The sequence below is a fragment of the Mesorhizobium metallidurans STM 2683 genome, assembly GCF_000350085.1.
In the GTDB taxonomy this organism is placed as follows: Bacteria; Pseudomonadota; Alphaproteobacteria; order Rhizobiales; family Rhizobiaceae; genus Mesorhizobium; species Mesorhizobium metallidurans.
Genome location: NZ_CAUM01000107.1, coordinates 1 through 19,208 on the forward strand (window position 1 = coordinate 1; position 19,208 = coordinate 19,208).

Consider the following 19,208-nt stretch of genomic DNA (forward strand, 5'->3'; position numbering starts at 1 on the left):
GCGGTGAAGAAATCGAATGGAAAGAGCGCTTTTCGCGACAAGGTTTATATCGACGCCGATCGCGGCATCTGGCTTGAGGGAAATTGCAGTGCCCGAAATGCGACTGGACCAGACAAATTCTTGCCTTGAAACCGGAGCTGCGGGTTTCTAGGGTCTCGCCGCACGCATAAAGGAACCTGTATGGCCCGTTCTGTGATCGAAGCGATCGGCAACACGCCCCTGATCCGCCTCAACAAGGCCTCGGAAGCAACCGGCTGCGAGATTCTGGGCAAGGCCGAATTCATGAATCCGGGCCAGTCGGTCAAGGACCGCGCCGGCCTGTTCATCATCCGCGACGCCGAGCAACGCGGGCTTTTGCGGCCGGGCGGCATCATCGTCGAGGGGACGGCCGGCAATACCGGCATCGGTTTGACGCTGGTCGCCAAGGCGCTCGGTTACCGCACCGTGATCGTCATTCCCGATACGCAGAGCCAGGAGAAGAAGGACACGATCAAACTGCTCGGCGCCGAGCTGATCGAGGTGCCCGCGGTTCCCTACAAGAACCCCAACAATTATGTGAAGCTGTCGGGGCGCCTGGCCGAACAGATGGCGCGGTCCGAGCCGAATGGTGCGATCTGGGCCAACCAATTCGACAATGTCGCCAACCGCGACGGCCATATCCGTACCACCGCGCAGGAAATCTGGGCCCAGACCGGCGGTAAGGTCGATGGTTTCGTCTCCGCCGTGGGGTCTGGCGGAACGCTGGCCGGCGTCGCCTTCGGGCTGAAGGCCAAAAGCAAGGACGTCAAGGTCGCGCTCGCCGATCCGTTGGGCGCCGCGCTCTACAGTTTCTACACCAGCGGCGAATTGAAATCCGAGGGCAGCTCGATCACCGAAGGCATCGGGCAGGGACGGATCACCGCCAACCTCGAAGGCTTCACACCGGATTTTTCGTTTCAGATTCCGGACGAGGAGGCGCTGCCGATCGTCTTCGATCTGATCCAGGAGGAAGGGCTCTGCGTCGGCGGCTCGACCGGCATCAACATTGCCGGTGCGATCCGGCTGGCGCGTGAACTGGGTCCCGGCCACACTATCGTGACCATCCTTTGCGACTACGGCACGCGCTATCAATCGAAGCTGTTCAACCCGGAGTTCCTCCGCGAAAAGCAGCTGCCTGTGCCAGGCTGGATGGATGAGAAAGCCGAGATTTCGGTGCCGTTCGAAAAGGTCGCGTGATGGGCTATAGGACGCAGGCGCTGTTTCGTGACGACGCTTATCTCCGCACGGCCGACGCTACCATAGTCGCCATCAACGATCGCGGCGGCTTCATTCTCGACCGTACGATCTTCTATGCCACGTCGGGCGGACAGCCGGGCGATACGGGTACGCTCGAGCGCGCCGACGGCAGCGTGATCGCTGTAGCCGCCACCATCACCGGCGAGACCAAGGACGAGATCATTCATGTGCCGGCGCCTGAACAGGCGGCTCCGGCTGTTGGTGAGCGGGTGAAACTCGCCATCGACTGGCAGCGGCGGCATCTTCTGATGCGCATGCATGCGGCCTGCCATCTGCTCACCGTCGTCTGCCCGTTCCCGATCACCGGTGCCGCGGTTTCCGCGGACGACAGCCGCGTCGACTTCGACATCCCGGATGCCGGCTTCACCAGGGAAGATGTGACGGCAAGGGTGATGGAACTGGTGCGGGCCGACCATCCGGTCTTCGTCAGGCTGATATCGGACGAGGAACTGGCCGCTAATCCCGGCCTGGTCAAATCCAAGAATGTGCGGCCGCCCGTCGGCACCGGTCAGATCCGCCTTGTCTGTATAGGCGAGAATGCCTCGATCGACAGCCAGCCTTGCGGCGGCACCCATGTGAAGAGCACCGGCGAAGTCGGCGAGATCCATATCGGCAAGATCGAGAAGAAGGGCCGCGAGAACCGGCGCTTCCGCATACGCTTTGGACCGATGCCGGCGGCTTGATAAATACAGAGGCTCCGCGCGAGGCGAAGCAGGAGAACGAGAATGGCCGAAGACAGCCCTTTCACCGTCGATGCGGACTGGTTGCAGGCGCGCCTCGGCGAACCCGGCCTGACCATCGTCGATGCGTCCTGGTATCTGCCGGCGCAGGGCAGGGATGCACGCGCCGAATATGAGGCGGCGCATATTCCGGGCGCCCGCTTCCTCGATCAGGATGCGGTATCGGACCCCGATTCAGCCTTGCCGCACACGCTGCCGTCGCCGCGGCATTTCGCGCAATATGTCGGCGCGATGGGCATTTCGGCCGACGACACCATCGTCATCTATGACGGTCCGGGCTTCTTCGCTGCACCGCGCGGCTGGTGGATGTTCCGCATCATGGGCGTGTTCCAGGTCTACATATTGGACGGCGGCTTCGACCGCTGGAAAGCGGCGGGACGGCCGGTGACGGCGGAGCCGACCAAGACAGCGCCCTGCGTGTTTCACGCCGACTTCGACGCTACGCGTGTCGCCAGCCTTGCCGACATGCGCCGCATCGTCGAGACGAAGGAAAGCCAGATCGCCGATGCCCGCTCCGCCGGCCGGTTTGCCGGCGCCGAGCCCGAGCCTCGCGCGGGCATCCGCTCCGGTCATATGCCTGGAGCGAACAATTTGCCGTCATCGGTGCTCGCCGAGAACGGCGAACTGTTGTCGAAGGACCGTTTGCGCAAGGTCATCGAGGATGCCGGCATCGATCTGTCGAAACCGGTCGTCACCTCTTGCGGTTCAGGCATCACCGCGGCTGCGATCACGCTGGCGTTGGAGACGCTTGGCCACGACGACAACAGGCTTTACGACGGCTCATGGACGGAGTGGGGCGGACTTTCCGACACGCCTGTCGTGACGGGCCCCGCCTTGACGGGCAAGGAATGACGGCCATGGCAAACGGAGTTCTGGAAGACATAGACGTCACGGTGACGTTTCTCGAAATGCATGTACCGCCGGCCTATTCGCCGCCGGTGCCGTACAACCGCCAGATCGCGCTGCTGAAGACCAAGGACATTCCGCTGCACTTCTACCGCTATCTGATGGATCGGGTGGGGCGCAAATGGCACTGGGTCAATGTTCTCAGGCTGAACGACGAGGAGCTTGCGGCTGGCATCCACCGCGAGGACCGCGACATCAGGGTGCTTTATCTCGACGGCGCGCCGGCCGGCTTCTTCGACCTCAAGCCGCATCTGCCGGAAGAAGTGGAGCTTGCCTATTTCGGCATGATGGAACACGCGACCGGGCAAGGCATCGGCCGCTGGTTCCTGGGCGCGGCGATCGCTGCCGCCTGGTCGCATGGGCCTAAGCGGGTGACGGTGCAGACCTGCACGCTCGATCATCCGGCGGCATTGCCGCTCTACCAGAAGCTCGGTTTTGCGCCGGTGGCACAGAAGAAGGAGATCGTGCATCCGATGGCTTTCGCCGAGCGCTCGGCCAGCGTCATGCGACCTTGATTCCTGTAAACCGAACTGTTCGTTCATCCAGGCTTCAGACTGTCTCTGGCATCTTGTCGGCACCATCAATGCGGCCATCAAGCAGGGCCCAAGGAGAAAGACATGCTGACCAGACGCACCTTTGCCGCCGTGCTGATTGCGGCGCTTGCCATGCCGACCCTTGCCGCCGCCCAGGCGACGACGCCTTCGGCCGCCACGATCGAGCGGCAGCTCGAAGCGGCGCCCAAGGTGAAGCTGCGCCCGAACCAGCGCGTCACCATCCGCGAGTTCAAGCGGCGGCCGGATCTCAGGCGCATGGCCCGTTCGATCGACATCCAGTCGATCAATTTCGCCTTCGGGTCGGCGGCCATTTCCGAGTCGCAGTACGGCAAGATCGAAAACATCGCCGACGCGCTTCAACGCATCCTGCGGCGCGATCGCGGCGCCCGTATTCTGATCGAGGGCCATACGGACGCCGTCGGTTCCTTCCAGTCGAACCAGATCCTTTCCGAGCAGCGCGCCGCCTCGCTGAAGCGCACGCTGGTGCGCGAATTCGGCGTGCCGGGCTATGCGCTTGAAACCGTCGGCTACGGCGAGGAGTTCCTGCTCGTCCAGACGCAGAACGAGAACTGGCGCAATCGCCGGGTGACGCTGCGCCGCTTCGACGATTTCATAAGATAGCCTGTTTGAAATCCAGTGATCCAACCGCTTGCGCGTTATCCGGCACGTGCGGGAAGTCACTGGGCTGGTGCGCGGTCTCGATGCGCTGATGGGTTAGCATGGAGCATGGCGGTCCGGCCTCGAGCGGTCGGCTGCCTCCGCTATCCGCCAACCATCAGCTTGACGACTTCGTCATGGTTGGTCTCGGAGATCTTGCGCTCGCCGGCCTGGACGCCGCGCCGCAGCACGACGATGCGGTCGGAGACGGCGAAGATGTCCTGCAGATTGTGCGAGATGAAGATCACGCCTCGTCCTTGCGCCTTGAGCTGGTGGATGAGCGAAATGACCTTGCGCTGTTCGGGTACGCCGAGGGCGGCGGTCGGTTCGTCCATGATCAGAATCTGCGCGTCCCAATAGACGGCGCGGCCGATGGCCACGGCCTGGCGCTGGCCGCCGGAGAAATTGCTGACCGGGGCCTCGAGCCGGCTGACATGGAAGTCCAGTCTTCCCATGGTCTGCTTGGCGGCGACGGCCATGGCCTTGCGGTCCAGCACCGGCAGGAAACCGAAAGCCTTGCGCATCGGTTCGCGGCCCAGGAAGATATTGGCGCCGATCGACAGATTGTCGGCGAGCGCGAGGTCCTGGTAGATGGTCTCGATGCCTTTTTCGCGCGCCTCCTGCGGCGTCGCGAAGCTCACCGGCTGCCCCCTGAGCAGGATCTCGCCGGCCGTCGGCTGAAAGACCCCCGATATCGCCTTGATCAGCGTGGTCTTGCCGGCACCGTTGTCGCCGGCCAGCGCCACCACTTCCCCCGGCTGTACGCTCATGGAAAAATCGTTGAGCGCCTGGACGGCACCAAAATGCTTGGAAAGGTGTCGGACCTCGAGAAGCGGTGTGGTTTGTTCGGAACTATTCATCCTGGCGAGCTCCACTGAACCGGCGCTGCGCCTGGTCGATAAGGACGGAGATGATGATGACGAGGCCGACGGCGATGAACTGCCAGAACGGCTCGACATTGACGAAAACCAGCCCGTATTGGATGACCGCGATCACCAATGCGCCGGCGACCGTGCCGAAGATCGTGCCGGACCCGCCGAACAGGCTGGCGCCGCCGATCACCACGGCTGCGACGCTGTCGAGCAGCAAGGGTTCGCCGGCTTGGGCAGCGCCCGCGGTGAAGCGCGCGGCGTAGAGTGCGCCGCCGAGGCCGGCGCACATTGCCGAGAGCACGTAGAGACGCAGTATGTGTCCCCTGATGTCGATGCCGGCACGACGTGCCGCCTGCACATTGGCGCCGATGGCGTAATTGTGCTGGCCGAACCGGGTCTGGCTCAGGATGTAATGCATCACGACGACAAAGATTGCGGTGATCATGACAAGATAGGGCACGCCGTGGAACTTGCCGTTGCCGAGCAGCGCGAACCAGGAATTCTGCACCGGCACCGTCGTGCCGCCGGCAAGGAGATAGGCGGCGCCGCGCGCCACGCCGAACATGCCGAGCGTGCCGATGAAGGGCGGGATTCTCAGCCGCGAGATCAGCAGGCCGTTAATCATGCCAGGCACGCCGGCAACAAGCACGGCAGCCAGAATACCTGCCAGCATTGCCAGCGGCAGCGGGATTGCGGCCCCCGCCATGTTCGTAGCGTGGGCGGCGACGACGGCCGCAAGGCCCATGATGAAGCCGAGCGACAGGTCGATGCCTCCCGAAATGATGACGAAGGTCTGTCCGGTCGCAAGCAGCAGCGGCGCCACCGCGAATATCGCTATGGACTGCAGGTTGAACGGGTTGAGCACGAATGTCGCGCCGAAGGCGAGCCTCGACCAGACCTCGAAACAGATGATCAGGCCGGCGAGGAACAGCCAGGCGCGCCCTTCGGCGATGCGCCCGATCCAGGTCCTGGCCGGATCACCGTGATCCGCCTGGGGAGCGACATGGGTTTCGCCTTGCTGGGTTGGTGATGTTGAAGTCATGAATGGTTCCGATCCGCCGGCATGGCCTCCGTCAGGCAGGGGTCCCAGGGACACCCGGCGCAGATCCCCTCCCGGCAGGCCGGAAGGAGACCCAACTCGCCTGGACTCATTCGGAGTAGAGATACTTCGAGATGTTCGGATCCGCGATGTTGGACTTGTCCATGATCGTGAAGCCGGTGCCGATCGCGACCGGGATCGAATTTCCGGTCAGACGGGCGTAAGCCGAAACAACACCGAAATAGCCGATCTCGGCGGGATGCTGGGCAATCGCAACGTCGACCAGGCCGGTGTTGATGTTGTCGACGATGCTGGTCGGCGCGTCGAACGCCACGACCTTGACGGTGCCGGTCTGCCCAGCTTGCTGGACGCCATTGGCAGCGCCAAGCGCGGAGAACAGGTTTGCGCCGAACACGCCAACGAGATCGGGATTGCGCGCGAAGACGGCCTGCAGCTGCGAGGCGGCCTTGTTGGCGTCGTTGTCGTTGAATTGAGTTTCGAGAACGGTGATGCCGGGATGGTTGGCCGCCATCTCCTTCTTGAAGCCCTCTTCACGCTGATCGGTGGTCGAAATGCCAGGCTTGACGTTCGAAACGTAGACCTTGCCCTTGTCGCCTATGGCGGTGGCCAATGCCCGCGCGGCGATCTCGCCGCCCAGAATGTTGTCCGAAGCAATATAGGATAGCGGGAAATCCGCGTCGCCGGCGCCGGTCTGGTAGACGCCGCTGCCGATAAACGTGTCCACGGTGATGACCGGGATGCCGGCGTCATTGGCCTTGCGTAGCGGCTCGACCAGTTGGACCTTGTCGGTCGGCGCGATCAGGATGGCGTCCGGCTTCTTGGCGATGACCGCGTCAAGGACGGGGACCTGCGTTACCGGATTGAAATCCGGGGCGCCCTGGAACACCAGGGTCACACCGAGAGCATCGGCTGCCGCCTGGGCGCCTTTGCGCATGGTGATGTAGAAACCATCGGTAGTGAGGCCGGGGATGAGCGCAATGGTGAACTTCTTGTCTTGCGCCAGGGCGGGCGTGACCAGCGCCGTCGCGCTGATGGCGAGAGCCGCGAGCGCGGCAACAATCTTCTTCATGACATCCTCCTCATTGTTGGCAGATTTGCCGTTGCAAGTGACATTGGAATGGCCGTCAATCGTTCAGGCATAAGCGTGCCCGACGGCCCGAGAATCGCCTGTTGCTGTCGCGGGCAGCTTTCCTCCCAAGCGCCCTCCGGTCGATATGTCAGCCGGTCGAACCCGACCGGAGCAAGAGCCGCGGCTCCCCTTTTACTCGCCTCCGCAAGCCTCCGGGAAGTGCGTTGCCCGGCGTTCTTACATGCCGGATCGTTCAGGTTGTAACACTTTGCAGAAATAAATTGCAACCCGGTTTTTCCGAGGTTGCGGCGTCGGACTTTTCAAACCGGACAGCATATGATGCGCTCCGCAGGGCCTCCCAAGGAGGACTATTGCCCCGACCTCTCGGCGACACAACCGATTTCCTCGCAGGGGACCGACGGTTCCGCTCGGAGCCGGCCAGCGGCATTTTTGGTAGATCTGCCTCTATCGAGGCGCGACAGCCTCGAGGATGGCCTGCGCCGTCTTGGTATCCGTAATCAGGGCATTGATGAGCTTGGCACGAGCGGCGCCGATGATTGCCGTCGCTTTCTCTGGCGACGCGGCAACGCCGATTACCAGCCGCACCGCGCGAAGTTGTGCCGGCGACATCGCGATCATCCGGCTCTCCCCTTCCCAGGGGATCAGCGCTCCTTCGGCATCGAAATAGTGCCGAAGAACATCTCCCGCCGCATGAACCAGGGCCTGCTCGCTTAATGTGGCCGCGCTCGCCTCGGGCGGATTGATGGCATGCGGCAGGCCGATGCCGACGATCGCGACGTCGGTCCGGTCCCATAGCGCCACGGCATCGCGGATGGCCGCGTCGCCAAGGAAGACCTCACGCAACTCGGTGGATGGCAGATAGGGCGCATGGATGAAATGCGGCGTTCCGCCCAATTCCTCGGCGGCAAGCCGTACGAACTCGTTGATCTGAAAATGCGGTGCATGCTGCTGCATGCCGCCGGTGGCAGCGACGGTGTGGACGCCGGGAATACGCGGCAGGCCTGTCCGGATCACCTCGCGGACGGCGCGTCCCCAGCCGATGGCGACCACGGACCCGGCCACCAGCTGCGCTTGCTTGAGCAACGCGCCAAGCGGAGCGGCAAGCGCCGTCAGCGTGCCCGCCGCCGGCGTCTCGATCACCGCCGCATCGGCAAGCCCCAGCCCATCGATCAACTGCCTGGTGATATCCTCGGGTGTCGCCAGATCGAGAACCTCGATCCGCACGATTCCCTCGGCCCGCGCACGGTGCAGCAGACGCGAAATCGTCGCCGTGGAGACGCCGAGCTGCCGTGCGATGTCGACCTGCGACATCTCAGCCTCGTAGTGCAGCTTGGCGACCGTATGCAGCATTGTACGCGATGCGGTCGCGTCCTGGATCGGAGGGACAGACAGCTTGCAATTCCTTTCAGCAACGTGTTACACGAGCATAGGCCGTCGGGAGTTATCGCGCAAATTCGGCAAACTCGCAACTTGAGGTCATTGCGGACCACAGTGTCGGCGAGGCCGCTTTCTTGCAATCGATAGCTATCAAAGCGGCAAAGATCTTCCCGCCGGCGGGCGGGCAAAACTGAACATTCTTGTTTCCACGGGATCCGCGCTCCGCGAGCGGGCGCCAACATCGGACAGAAGACCATGGCAAAGATGACCACCGCGGAATTGCGCGGCTACCAGCAGATATGCGGCAAGGACGGGGCCATGGTGGCCATCGCCTGCGACCAGCGCGGCGGCATGCGGACCTTGCTGGCATCGGATCCGGTCGAACAGGCCAGGATCACCAACGACATGCTCGGCGACACCAAATCGGACATCACGCGCTACCTCGCCAGCGCCGCGTCCTGCGTGTTGCTCGACCCGCTCTGCGCGGTGCCGAGGGTGGTCGACGAGGGCGTGCTGAACCGGGATACGGCGTTGCTCATCGGCCTTGACGCCTCCGGCTTCGACATCTCGCCCGACGGCTATCGCCTGTCGCGCCTGGTTCCTGGGATCGACGCGCGCCGCGTTCGCGAACTGGGCGGCACGGGCGGCAAGATCATGGTCTATCTCAGAGCCGACAAGCCTGAAGCCAACGCGCACAACATCGCCATCCTGCGCCAGTGCATCACCGACTTCGGGCAGGAGGACCTGCTGCTCGTCGTCGAGTTCCTGACCTATCAGCTCGAAGGGGAAAGCCTCGAGGACTATGCGGCCAAAACGCCCTGGCTTGTCGAAGAGGGCACCCGGATCTCACTGGAATGCGGCGCAAAGGTGCTGAAGCTTCCTTATCCTGGAACACCCGAAGCTTGCGCCAATATAACCAGAACGGCCGGCAACGTCCCATGGGCAGTGCTTTCCGCCGGCGTCAACCACGCGACCTTCCTCGGTCAGGTCGAGATCGCGATGCAAAACGGCGCGTCTGGCGTCATAGCCGGCCGTTCGCTGTGGAAAGACTGCATTTCGCTTGACCGTGACATTCAGCGCGAAAGGCTTAAGACCATCGCAGTGCCGCGATTGCGCGAAATCCAGGCTGTGATCGGACACTACCGGCAGAAAGCCGCCTGATATCCGCATTGATCACTGGCAGGAAATCATGCCTCTCAGCATAGGAATTGACATCGGCGGCACCAATCTGCGTGCCGCCCGCATTTCCGGCACGGGTGAAATCCTCGACCGTATTTCCGAGAAGAGCGCGCCGGACCCGGAGCTGGTGCTCTCCCGGATCGCCGACATGGTGCGCCGGTTCGAGTCCCCAGAGGTTGCGGCCATCGGCATCGGCGTTCCCGGACGCGTCGATGCGCGGCTTCGCACGGTCCTGTCCGGCGGCTATGTCAACCTTGCCTCGGTCTCGCTGGCTGAACGGCTTGAAGACATCGCCGGCAAGCCCGTCGTCGTGGACAATGACTGCAACATGGCGCTGGTCGCCGAGATGGCGCTCGGCGCCGGCCGGGGCCATGGCAATATCGTCATGTTCACGATCGGGACCGGCATCGGCGGCGCCGTCGCCCAGAACCGGCAGATCATGCGGGGCCGGGCAACGGCAGGCCAGCTCGGCCATATCACCGTCGATGTGAACGGCGAAACCTGCGCCTGCGGCCGGCGCGGCTGCGTTGAAACCACCAGCTCGGGAACGGCGCTCGGCCGTCACATCGCGCGGGCAGGCTTAGGCCCTGACGTTTCGATCGATCAGCTTTTTGACCGTGACGCGGCCGGCGACATCCAGGCGCTCGGCATACTGGAAGCCTGGGCCAGGCCGCTGCGTGCCGCAATCGATACGGCGGTTGCCGTGCTCGACCCCGATCTGGTTCTGCTCGGCGGCGGCCTCGGCCGGGCGGCGCACAGGGCGCTTGCCTGCGCGCCGGCATTGGCGCCCTGGTACCAATGCAAGGTGGAACCGGCACAGCTCGGCGACGACGCCGGCGTGATCGGCGCTGGCCTGCAGGCATTGGCGGGGGAGGCGGGCATAGCACCGGCGCTGCCGCTGCCGTCCGTCCAATTCGGCCGCGCCAGGCGGGCGGTGCTCGTCAACGGCATCCCTGCCAGCGGCAAGAGCACCGTCTCGCGCGGCATCGCCGACCGCATGGGATGGCCATTGCTTGCGCTCGATACGGTCAAGAACCCATTCCTCGAAGTACTCGGCGGCGGCGACCGCGAGTTCAACCGCACGCTCGGCCGCGCCAGCTACCAGGCGATCTGGTCGGTCGTCGGCGAGGCGCCTGCTGGCACAAACGTCATCGTCGACGCCTGGTTCGGCTTCCAGCCGCGCCAGCTTCTCGAGGACCATCTGCGAAAGGCGGGCGTCCAACAGACCGCCGAAATCTGGTGCCACGCGCCCGGCGAGGTTCTTGCCGAGCGCTATCGCGCCCGGCTCGGCCAGCGTCCCGCCGGCCATCCGGGTGCGGCCTATATCCCCGAGCTGATCGAATTGGCCAGGCGCGCCGAGCCGCTGCGGCGCGGACCGCTTTTCGACGTCGACACGACGAAGCCGATCGACTTTGGTGCGATCGCGGAATGGCTGAGGGCCGTCATTGGAGCCAGCAGCGCGTAATCTCGACTGATCCTAATGCGTTTGGCATGAATCGGGTGGGAAGCGCGGGTGTAGAAGCATAATTTCCGGTCAACGACACCGGAGATTTCATCATGACCATCCAGTTCAAAGCCTTGCCTACTGAAGAAGTAAGAGCCTTGCAGCGCGGCGGGCCGGATGCCTATGGCCAGACGCCTGAGCGGAGGATTTCCGATGGCGACGGCGTGCCTTGCCGCCACTGCCTGAAGAACGTTGCCGCCGGCGACGCCTATCTCATCCTCGCCTTCCGGCCGTTTCCGGAGCTGCAGCCCTACGCCGAGACCGGACCGATCTTCCTGCACGCCGAGGAATGCGAGCGTGCCGCCGCGGCCGATGCGCTTCCCGAAATGCTCGAAAGCACCGACTACATCGTGCGCGGCTATGGCAAGGACGACCGTATCGTCTATGGCAGCGGCGGCGTTATCCCGACAGGCGCCATCGCGGCACGGGCGAAGGCCTTGTTCGAGCGCGACGACATCGCCTATGTCCATGTCCGCTCGGCGCGCAACAATTGCTATCAATGCCGGATCGAGCGGGCGTGACGGCGTGCAAAAAAAGATGCCCGCCGATGGTCTGGCGGGCAGTTGGGAAAAAATAGACAGAAGCTGCGGCTGAAGCCGCCGACAAAACCCGGTATTCGCCGGCGTTTGGGAGGCGGCTTGAGCCATCAGGGAACGACACCTGTGTAGGCACGGTTTTCGAACGCCGAATGTGAAATGCTTCACACAGCGCGTGTTTGGTCATGGCGGCGGTGCGAAAAGCCGGCGACGATTGTCGCACAGCCGTCGCACAAGTGCGCTAGGAGGTAGCTGTCGATCGATTGCCGACCGCGGATGGACCGGCGGCACGTCTCGACTTCAGAGGAAGCGGGGCTTTGGCTCCGCTTTTTTGTTGCCCACTTCCGCCCAAAGAAAAAGCCCGCCGGAACGACCGACGGGCTTTGACCGCGGCCTGGACGTTTTAATTGAACTTGTACTTCGCACCGATGCGGACGGTGTGGAAGGAAGGCTTGGAGGTGAGGGTGTCGTCCGGCAGTCCGATATCCGACGAGAAGTCCTTTTCGGCAAACTGCGAATAGCGATATTCGAGACCGACGGTCATGTTGCTCGACAGGGCCGTTTCCACACCGCCGCCCACCGAGAAACCGCTTGAACCCCAGTCGATGATATCGCCGATGGGCGAAGACGCATTCAGATCGAAATGCTGCCAGGAATAACCGCCGAGCACATAGGCGAGCGTCGATTCGTTGACCTTCATACCGACGCGGCCGAGCACATCGAACCCATAGTCGGTATCGAGGTTGATCGATCCGCCCGGGATCTTCAGCTCCGAAGTCATGCCGGAGTAGCGAGCATCGACCATGACGCCTGCCACCCAGCTGCCGAAGTCGTGATCGTAGCCGGCGTTCAGCTCGCCGAAGACGCCTTCGCCGCCGAGCCCGTTGAATTCCAGGCCGCCGAGCGGCGGAACGTTGATCTGATGCACCGACGCACCCGCGCCGGCCGCGCCGCCGATGTAGAAGCCGGTCCAGTTGTAGGCAGGGGCCTCAAAAGACGCGACGCCACCGTTCTGGGCGCCAAAGCGATAATTGGCCGCGACCTGGAACGTATGCCGCGACGTGTCGAGATTGAGGGCGCCGTCCGGCGCACCGAGATCGGCAAGAAGATCGTCCGTGGTGCCGAAGCTTGTATAGCGATATTCGGTTTTGATCGTCCAATTGCTGTTGATGGCGGTCTCGACGCCGGCTCCAACGAAATATCCGCTCTGATCCCAATCGAAATCAAAGCCGGCGTTGGTGTCGAGCTTGTATTTCTGCCAGGAATAACCGCCGAGCACGTAGCCCAACGTGTTTGGCCTAAAGAGGTAGCCAGCGCGCAGACCAGCGTCGAAGCCGTAGGTCTCCTTGACCGAAGCATTGAACCCGGCGACGTCGAGCGAGGTTTCAATGTTGCCGACATGGGCGTCGAAAAGTCCACCGATCAGGAAGCGTGGCGACACCATATAGTCATAACCAGCGGTGAGCTCACCGTACACGCCTTCGCCGCCAATGCCGTTCAACGACAGGCCGGGAATGAAGTCGCTGCTGAGCTCGTGGACGTTGGCGCCGGCGCCAACGCCAAAGCCGACATAGATGCCGCTCCAGTTGAAGCCGGTCGCCTCTACCGGCGCGACCACATCGGCGGCATGAGCGACTGAGCCGAGCGCCAGAACAGACGCTGCGCCGAGAAGAAGAGATTTTGCGGATTTTCTGCTGATCATTGCCCTTGCCCTTGATGAAGCCCGGGAGCTACCTAGCATCGGTTCGCAAGGACCGCTGTAACAAAAAAGACACAGAAAAGCCTGATTGCACGTAAAACGGGAAATCCGGCGCGGCTGGCTGTAAACCCCTTAATTTGCTTGTGGAAAAAATGAGCCGCCGAGACAATCGGCGGCCCTACTGGAGGAATTGTGGCCTTCAGGCGGCGAGAACGGCCTTCGGCTCGACCAGTTCGTAGCCGAGCGCTTCGGCGACCGCGCGGTTGGTGATCTTGCCCTTGTGGACATTGAGGCCGTTACGCAAATGATGATCGTCGACCAGCGCCTTCAGGCCCTTGTCGGCGAGCTGCAGGCCGTAGTGCAGCGTCGCGTTGTTGAGCGCATGGGCCGAAGTGACCGGCACCGCGCCCGGCATATTGGCGACGCAGTAATGGATGACGCCGTCGACCTCGTAGGTCGGCTCGGCATGGGTGGTGGCATGCGAGGTCTCGAAGCAGCCGCCCTGGTCGATGGCGACGTCGACGAGCACCGAGCCCTTCTTCATGCCGGACAGCATTTCGCGCGAAACGAGTTTCGGTGCTGCCGCACCCGGGATCAGTACGGCGCCGATGACGATGTCGGCGGAGAAACATTCCTCTTCCAGCGCCTCGACGGTGGAATAGCGGGTGTGGACGCGGCCGGCGAAGAGATCGTCTAGCTGGCGCAGGCGCGGGATCGAGCGGTCGATGATGGTGACATCGGCGCCAAGCCCGGCCGCCATCCGGGCCGCATGCAGGCCGACAACGCCGCCGCCGAGCACGGTGACCTTGCCGGGCAGCACGCCGGGCACGCCGCCGAGCAGCACGCCGCGGCCGCCATTGGCCTTCTGCAGCGCGGTCGCCCCGGCCTGGATCGACAGGCGGCCGGCGACTTCAGACATCGGCGCCAGCAGCGGCAGGCCGCCGCGATCGTCGGTGACGGTCTCGTAGGCGATTGCGGTGACGCCGGAGGCCAGCAGGCCCTTGGTCTGCTCCGGATCGGGAGCCAGATGGAGATAGGTGTAAAGGATCTGGCCGTCGCGGAGCTGAACCCACTCGTTGGGCTGCGGTTCCTTGACCTTGACGATCATGTCGGACTTGGCGAACACGTCGGCGGCCGTCTTGGCGATGGTCGCGCCGGCGGCGCGGTAGGCGTTGTCGTCGGCGCCGATGCCGGCGCCGGCGCCGGTCTCGACCAGCACCTCATGGCCATGCGCGACATATTCGCGGACCGAGCCCGGCGTCAGGCCGACGCGATATTCGTGGTTCTTGATTTCCCGGGGGCAGCCGACGCGCATTTTTTATCTCCTGATCCGGCCCTTTGGGCTCGTTCCCTGTGTGAACACAGTGAACCACGAATCGTTGCGCAGGTGTTTGCGAATGAGCTTGCGCTAAGGTACACGTTTCGATAATCGTTGCGCAAAATGCCAAGATTTTCGCAGGAATCCCGAAAAATGCCGCTGGACAGGATCGATATTGCCATTCTCGAGACATTGCAGAAGGATGGCCGGATACCCAATGCGGCACTTGCCGAGAAGGTCGGGCTGTCGCAGTCGGCCTGCTCGCGGCGGCTGGACAATCTGGAGAAATCGGGAACCATTCGCGGCTACCACGCCCGGCTCTCCAATGCCGCCCTTGGCCACCAGATGACCGCGATCGTGCATATATCGCTGTCGGGGCAGTTCGAGAAGACGCTGTCGGACTTTGAGGCGGCGATAAAGCGCTGTCCGAACGTGCTGTCCTGCCACCTGATGTCCGGCGAATACGATTATATCCTGCGCATCGCCGCCAAGGACCTTGTCGACTACGAGCGCATCCACAAGGAATGGCTGTCGGCCATGCCGCATGTGACGAAAATCAATTCGTCCTTCGCCTTGCGCGAGATCGTCGACCGGACGGCCATGGGGCTGAAGCCGGAGATGGCCTAGGCTCGCTAAATTCCAGGCGCTTCCGTAACCAGCCGGTTCATCGGAATGTCGTGCGGCTGCGGGTAGATGGTGGCGATGCGCTGCAACTCGTAGCCGACGCCGATGACCAATGGCTTGAACGGCATCGCCGCCAGCGTGCGGTCGAAGAAGCCGCCGCCATAGCCCAGGCGATAGCAATTGGGATCGATGCCGACGATCGGCGAGATGACGATGTCGGGCAGCACCGGGTCGCCTTCCGCCGGGACGGGGATGTTCCAGACGCCTTTTTCCAGCGGGTCTCCGGGGACATAGGCGCGGAAGACCAGCGGCTGGGCTTTCTCGATGACCACAGGCAATGCCGTGCGGCCGCCGCGTGCGTTGATGGACGCCATCCACGGGCGCAAGTCCGGCTCGCCGCGGAACGGCCAGTAAAGACTGACCATACGGCCCGCAATGTCGCCGATCACGGCGTCGAGCCCTTCGGCGATACGCTGTGACATTGCCGCCCTTGCATCGGCGGCAACGGCAAGGCGGGCCGCGATCAGCCGCTCGCGCTCGGCCTTGCGCCAGCGTCTAACGTCGGTCCAGTCGGATAGGGGGGCGCGAAATTCCGGGTCAAGCTCATGCATGAAGCAAGGCGGCGAGGCATATTGCGCCGGACCTTCATCGTCGCGATCGTTGACCATGCTTCACCCTCGGCGTGCTGTTTCGATGAGGCTATCTCAGGAGAGCGGGCTGCGGCATGCGCATTGACGACATCAAGCGGCGAGTCCCGGGCAATCGTCCATGTCTGGCGTCCATATCGGGCGCCCATGTCTGGTGTTGTTGCGCTGCACAAAATGCCTATATCAACCACGGTGAATTGCTCACCATCGGTGAAACGGGATGAACCAGACCAACCATCATGTCGTCGTTGTCGGCGCGGGTTTCGGCGGCCTCGAATTCACCCGCGCGCTTGCCGGCGCGCCTGTGCGCGTCACCATGATCGACAAGCGCAACCACCATCTCTTCCAGCCGCTGCTCTACCAGGTGGCGACCACGGCGCTGGCGACCTCGGAGGTCGCCTGGCCGATCCGCCATCTCCTGCGCAAGCGCCAGGACGTGACGACGCTGCTCGCCAATGTCAGCAGCGTCGACCGCGCCGGCAGACGCGTGCTGCTCGATGATGGCGGCGCGGTCGACTACGACACGCTGGTGCTGGCCACCGGCGCCCGGCATGCCTATTTCGGCCATGACGAATGGGAGCCCTTCGCGCCAGGGCTGAAGACGCTGGAGGACGCCACCACAATTCGACGGCGCATGCTTCTGGCCTTCGAACAGGCCGAGCGCGAGACCGATCCGGCCAAGCGCCAGGCGTTGCTGACGCTGGCGATCGTCGGCGGCGGGCCGACCGGCGTGGAACTGGCCGGCACGATTGTCGAATTGGCGCACGACACGCTGCGCGGCGAGTTCCGCAACATCGATACACGGCAGACGCGCGTGGTGCTGATCGAGGCCGGCGAGCGCATCCTGCCCAATTTCGCACCCGAACTTTCCGACTACGCCAGGAAGGCGCTCGAGCGGCTCGGCGTCACGGTCGAACTCGGCCGGCCCGTCACGCGCTGCGATGCCGAGGGTGTCGTCTTCGGCGAAACGCAACTGCCGGCCAGGACAATCCTGTGGGCGGCGGGCGTCGCCGCTTCGCCGGCCGCCGAATGGCTGGGCGCGGCGGCGGACCGCGCGGGCAGGGTGCTGGTCGAACCCGACCTCACCGTGCCGGGGAGTCCTGAGATTTTCGTCATCGGCGACGCCGCACATGTCCTGCGGCCGGATGGCCGCATGGTGCCCGGCGTTGCTCCCGCCGCCAAGCAGCAGGGCAAGCATGTGGCCGCGACGATCAAGGCCCGGCTTGCCGGCGATACCGCCCCGCGTCCCTTCCGCTACCGGCATGACGGCGATCTGGCGACGATCGGCAAGCGTGCCGCCGCGATCGATTTCGGCTGGGTCAAGCTCACCGGCCGGCTGGCCTGGTGGCTGTGGGGTTTCGCGCATATCTATTTCCTGATCGGCTTTCGTAACCGGCTAGCGGTTTCGCTTAGCTGGCTGTGGATCTACTTCACCGGTCAGCGCAGCGCCCGACTGATCACCCAGGGCGACGACGACAAGGGTTGACCTCTCCGTGGCGGACATTCATCCGCCCGTCACCCTTTCTTGATGGACTGGACTTCTGGACTCGGCTGGATTTCGGCGCGAAGTTTTGCTTCGGGCAGGCCTTGTCAGATCATGGAAGCAGAAGAAAGCAATGTTTCGTCGGCTCCATCCCGTCTCTCGCCGCTCACTGCTTGCGGGCGCCGCCGCCACGGGAGCGCTGATCATGCTGCACCCGTTCTCCGCCCGTGCGCAGGCCAACCAGGCGCATCTCAGGATCATGGAGACGACCGACATCCATGTGAACGTGCTGCCCTATGATTACTACGCCGACAAAGCAAACGACACGCTGGGCCTGTCGCGGACGGCCTCGCTGGCGGCAAACGTCCGCTCGCACTACGCCCTATAAACCACCTGGCGGACATCGATGTAGCTGGCGCGGAAGCCGGCCTCGCAATAATGCAGATAAAACTCCCAGAGCTTCTTGAAGCGATCGTCGAAGCCGAGCGGGACGATCTTTTCCCATGACGCCCGGAAGCGGTGGCGCCATTCGGCGAGCGTGCGGGCATAGTCGTCGGGGAAGACGCGCTCGCGCAGATGAGCAAGGCCGTGGTCCTTGCCGAGCGCTTTCAGGATCGACGGCGTCGGCAGCATGCCGCCCGGGAAGACGTAGCGCTGAATGAAATCCGGACGGGCGCGATAGGTGTCGTAAGCAGCCTCATTGATGGTGATGATCTGCAGACCGGCCGTGCCGCCCGGCTTCAGGCAAGTCTTCATCTTGCCGAAAAACACCGGCCAGTATTTTTCGCCGACCGCCTCGAACATCTCGATCGAGGCGATACGGTCATAGGTGCCGGCCTCGTCGCGATAATCCTGCAGCTTGATGTCGACCTTGTCGGCAAGCCCGGCTTTCTGGATGCGCGCCTTGGCGAAATCGTGCTGCTCGCGGCTGATCGTCAAGCCGGTGACGCGGCAGCCGATCTCGCGCGCGGCGAATTCGGCAAAGCCGCCCCAGCCGCAGCCGATCTCCAGCACATGATCCTTCCTGCCGATTCCGGTATCCTTGGCCAGTGTGCGGTATTTGGCGGCCTGCGCGCTTTCCAGATTGTTGGCGCCGGTCGCATAGAGCGCCGACGAATAGGTCATGCTCGGATCCAGCCATTCCCTGTAGAACGCATTGCCGAGGTCGTAATGCGCCGAGATGTTGCGCTTCGAACCGGTGCGGGTGTTTTCGTTGAACCAGTGGCGGATGCGCTGGACGGTGTTGATCAGCCAACTGGCGCCGCCCGCGACACGTTCGCCGATGGCCGAGTTGACCACGAACAATTCGAGGAAACTGGTGACGTCCGGGCTTTCCCAATCGCCATCCATGTAGGATTCGGCAAGGCCGATAGTGCCGCCGGTGAAGGCACGGGAAGGCAAGCGCCAGTTCTTCAGCACCAGTTCGGCGTCCGGACCCGGACCCCTGCCGCCGACGAGGACGGCGCGGCCGTCCGGCATCCTCACCTTGAGCGAACCACGCGGCAGGTTCATCGCCGCCGACAGCACCATGCGCGCCTTGGCCGGCAGGCCTTTGACGATTTCGGCGAAATTGATTTCGTCCAGCCTGATCGCGTCGCCCAATGCAACGCCGCCCAAAGCAACGCTCTTTTGTTCCTTGTAAGCCATGTCACGCCCCCGGACTTCTGCGCAACCGGCGTAAAATGGC

At 63.4% G+C, this 19,208-nt stretch carries 18 protein-coding genes and 1 pseudogene; 11 read left to right on the forward strand and 8 right to left on the reverse strand.

The window, feature by feature from the left end:
• Window positions 1-180: 180 nt before the first annotated feature.
• From MESS2_RS17480 to MESS2_RS17500, 5 genes are all read left to right on the forward strand, one after another.
• Complete coding sequence (locus MESS2_RS17480; RefSeq protein WP_008875708.1) at window positions 181-1,215, forward strand: cysteine synthase A; 1,035 nt, start codon at window positions 181-183, stop codon at window positions 1,213-1,215.
• Window positions 1,215-1,958: an alanyl-tRNA editing protein gene (locus tag MESS2_RS17485; RefSeq protein ID WP_008875709.1), complete on the forward strand. Its 744-nt coding sequence runs from the start codon at window positions 1,215-1,217 to the stop codon at window positions 1,956-1,958. The genes MESS2_RS17480 and MESS2_RS17485 overlap by 1 nt, the downstream gene beginning before the upstream one ends.
• A 42-nt stretch (window positions 1,959-2,000) precedes the next feature.
• A complete protein-coding gene (gene sseA / locus MESS2_RS17490; protein ID WP_008875710.1) occupies window positions 2,001-2,867 on the forward strand; it encodes a 3-mercaptopyruvate sulfurtransferase in 867 nt (288 codons plus the stop codon).
• 5 nt (window positions 2,868-2,872) lie between these two features.
• A complete protein-coding gene (locus MESS2_RS17495; protein ID WP_040593423.1) occupies window positions 2,873-3,436 on the forward strand; it encodes a GNAT family N-acetyltransferase in 564 nt (187 codons plus the stop codon).
• A gap of 102 nt (window positions 3,437-3,538) precedes the next feature.
• Window positions 3,539-4,096, forward strand: a complete 558-nt coding sequence (locus tag MESS2_RS17500; RefSeq protein ID WP_008875712.1) for an OmpA family protein — start codon at window positions 3,539-3,541, stop codon at window positions 4,094-4,096.
• A gap of 140 nt (window positions 4,097-4,236) precedes the next feature.
• On the opposite strand, the gene MESS2_RS17505 is transcribed toward MESS2_RS17500, so the two are convergent.
• From MESS2_RS17505 to MESS2_RS17520, 4 genes are all read right to left on the reverse strand, one after another.
• Window positions 4,237-4,992 carry an ATP-binding cassette domain-containing protein gene (locus MESS2_RS17505; protein WP_040593409.1) on the reverse strand — a complete coding sequence of 252 codons (756 nt, stop codon included), beginning with the start codon at window positions 4,990-4,992 and terminating at the stop codon, window positions 4,237-4,239.
• Entirely contained in the window at window positions 4,985-6,046 is a 1,062-nt protein-coding gene (locus MESS2_RS17510; protein WP_008875714.1) for an ABC transporter permease subunit, read from the reverse strand. Before MESS2_RS17510 ends, MESS2_RS17505 begins: the two co-directional genes overlap by 8 nt.
• A gap of 106 nt (window positions 6,047-6,152) precedes the next feature.
• Complete coding sequence (locus tag MESS2_RS17515) at window positions 6,153-7,133, reverse strand: ABC transporter substrate-binding protein (RefSeq protein ID WP_008875715.1); 981 nt, start codon at window positions 7,131-7,133, stop codon at window positions 6,153-6,155.
• 465 nt (window positions 7,134-7,598) lie between these two features.
• Window positions 7,599-8,504, reverse strand: coding sequence for a sugar-binding transcriptional regulator (locus tag MESS2_RS17520; protein WP_008875717.1), 906 nt, complete (start codon window positions 8,502-8,504; stop codon window positions 7,599-7,601).
• Window positions 8,505-8,786: 282 nt separating this feature from the next.
• Here MESS2_RS17520 and MESS2_RS17525 point away from each other — a divergent pair, with 282 nt between their 5' ends.
• From MESS2_RS17525 to MESS2_RS17535, 3 genes are all read left to right on the forward strand, one after another.
• Window positions 8,787-9,692: a tagatose-1,6-bisphosphate aldolase gene (locus MESS2_RS17525; RefSeq protein WP_008875718.1), complete on the forward strand. Its 906-nt coding sequence runs from the start codon at window positions 8,787-8,789 to the stop codon at window positions 9,690-9,692.
• Window positions 9,693-9,720: 28 nt separating this feature from the next.
• A complete protein-coding gene (locus MESS2_RS17530; RefSeq protein WP_008875719.1) occupies window positions 9,721-11,175 on the forward strand; it encodes an ROK family protein in 1,455 nt (484 codons plus the stop codon).
• 92 nt (window positions 11,176-11,267) lie between these two features.
• Entirely contained in the window at window positions 11,268-11,735 is a 468-nt protein-coding gene (locus MESS2_RS17535; RefSeq protein ID WP_008875720.1) for a DUF1203 domain-containing protein, read from the forward strand.
• Between the two features lie 418 nt (window positions 11,736-12,153).
• Here MESS2_RS17535 and MESS2_RS17540 read toward each other — a convergent pair whose 3' ends face one another.
• Window positions 12,154-13,452, reverse strand: a complete 1,299-nt coding sequence (locus tag MESS2_RS17540; RefSeq protein ID WP_008875721.1) for an outer membrane protein — start codon at window positions 13,450-13,452, stop codon at window positions 12,154-12,156.
• A gap of 196 nt (window positions 13,453-13,648) precedes the next feature.
• Entirely contained in the window at window positions 13,649-14,764 is a 1,116-nt protein-coding gene (ald, locus tag MESS2_RS17545; protein WP_006333494.1) for an alanine dehydrogenase, read from the reverse strand.
• Window positions 14,765-14,920: 156 nt separating this feature from the next.
• Between ald and MESS2_RS17550 the strand changes: the two genes are divergently transcribed.
• Entirely contained in the window at window positions 14,921-15,394 is a 474-nt protein-coding gene (locus tag MESS2_RS17550) for an Lrp/AsnC family transcriptional regulator (protein ID WP_006333495.1), read from the forward strand.
• 5 nt (window positions 15,395-15,399) lie between these two features.
• Here MESS2_RS17550 and MESS2_RS17555 read toward each other — a convergent pair whose 3' ends face one another.
• Entirely contained in the window at window positions 15,400-16,059 is a 660-nt protein-coding gene (locus tag MESS2_RS17555) for a 5-formyltetrahydrofolate cyclo-ligase (RefSeq protein ID WP_008875722.1), read from the reverse strand.
• A 199-nt stretch (window positions 16,060-16,258) separates the two neighbouring features.
• Between MESS2_RS17555 and MESS2_RS17560 the strand changes: the two genes are divergently transcribed.
• Together MESS2_RS17560 and MESS2_RS17565 are read left to right on the forward strand one after the other, a co-directional pair.
• Window positions 16,259-17,524 carry an NAD(P)/FAD-dependent oxidoreductase gene (locus tag MESS2_RS17560; RefSeq protein WP_008875723.1) on the forward strand — a complete coding sequence of 422 codons (1,266 nt, stop codon included), beginning with the start codon at window positions 16,259-16,261 and terminating at the stop codon, window positions 17,522-17,524.
• A gap of 130 nt (window positions 17,525-17,654) precedes the next feature.
• Window positions 17,655-17,903 (forward strand): annotated as a pseudogene (locus MESS2_RS17565) (2',3'-cyclic-nucleotide 2'-phosphodiesterase); the annotation flags it as partial.
• On the opposite strand, the gene MESS2_RS17570 reads toward MESS2_RS17565, so the two are convergent.
• Window positions 17,897-19,168 (reverse strand): SAM-dependent methyltransferase, encoded by a 1,272-nt coding sequence (locus MESS2_RS17570; RefSeq protein ID WP_008875725.1) that lies wholly within the window; start codon window positions 19,166-19,168, stop codon window positions 17,897-17,899. The pseudogene MESS2_RS17565 and the gene MESS2_RS17570 overlap by 7 nt on opposite strands.
• Window positions 19,169-19,208 lie beyond the last annotated feature (40 nt).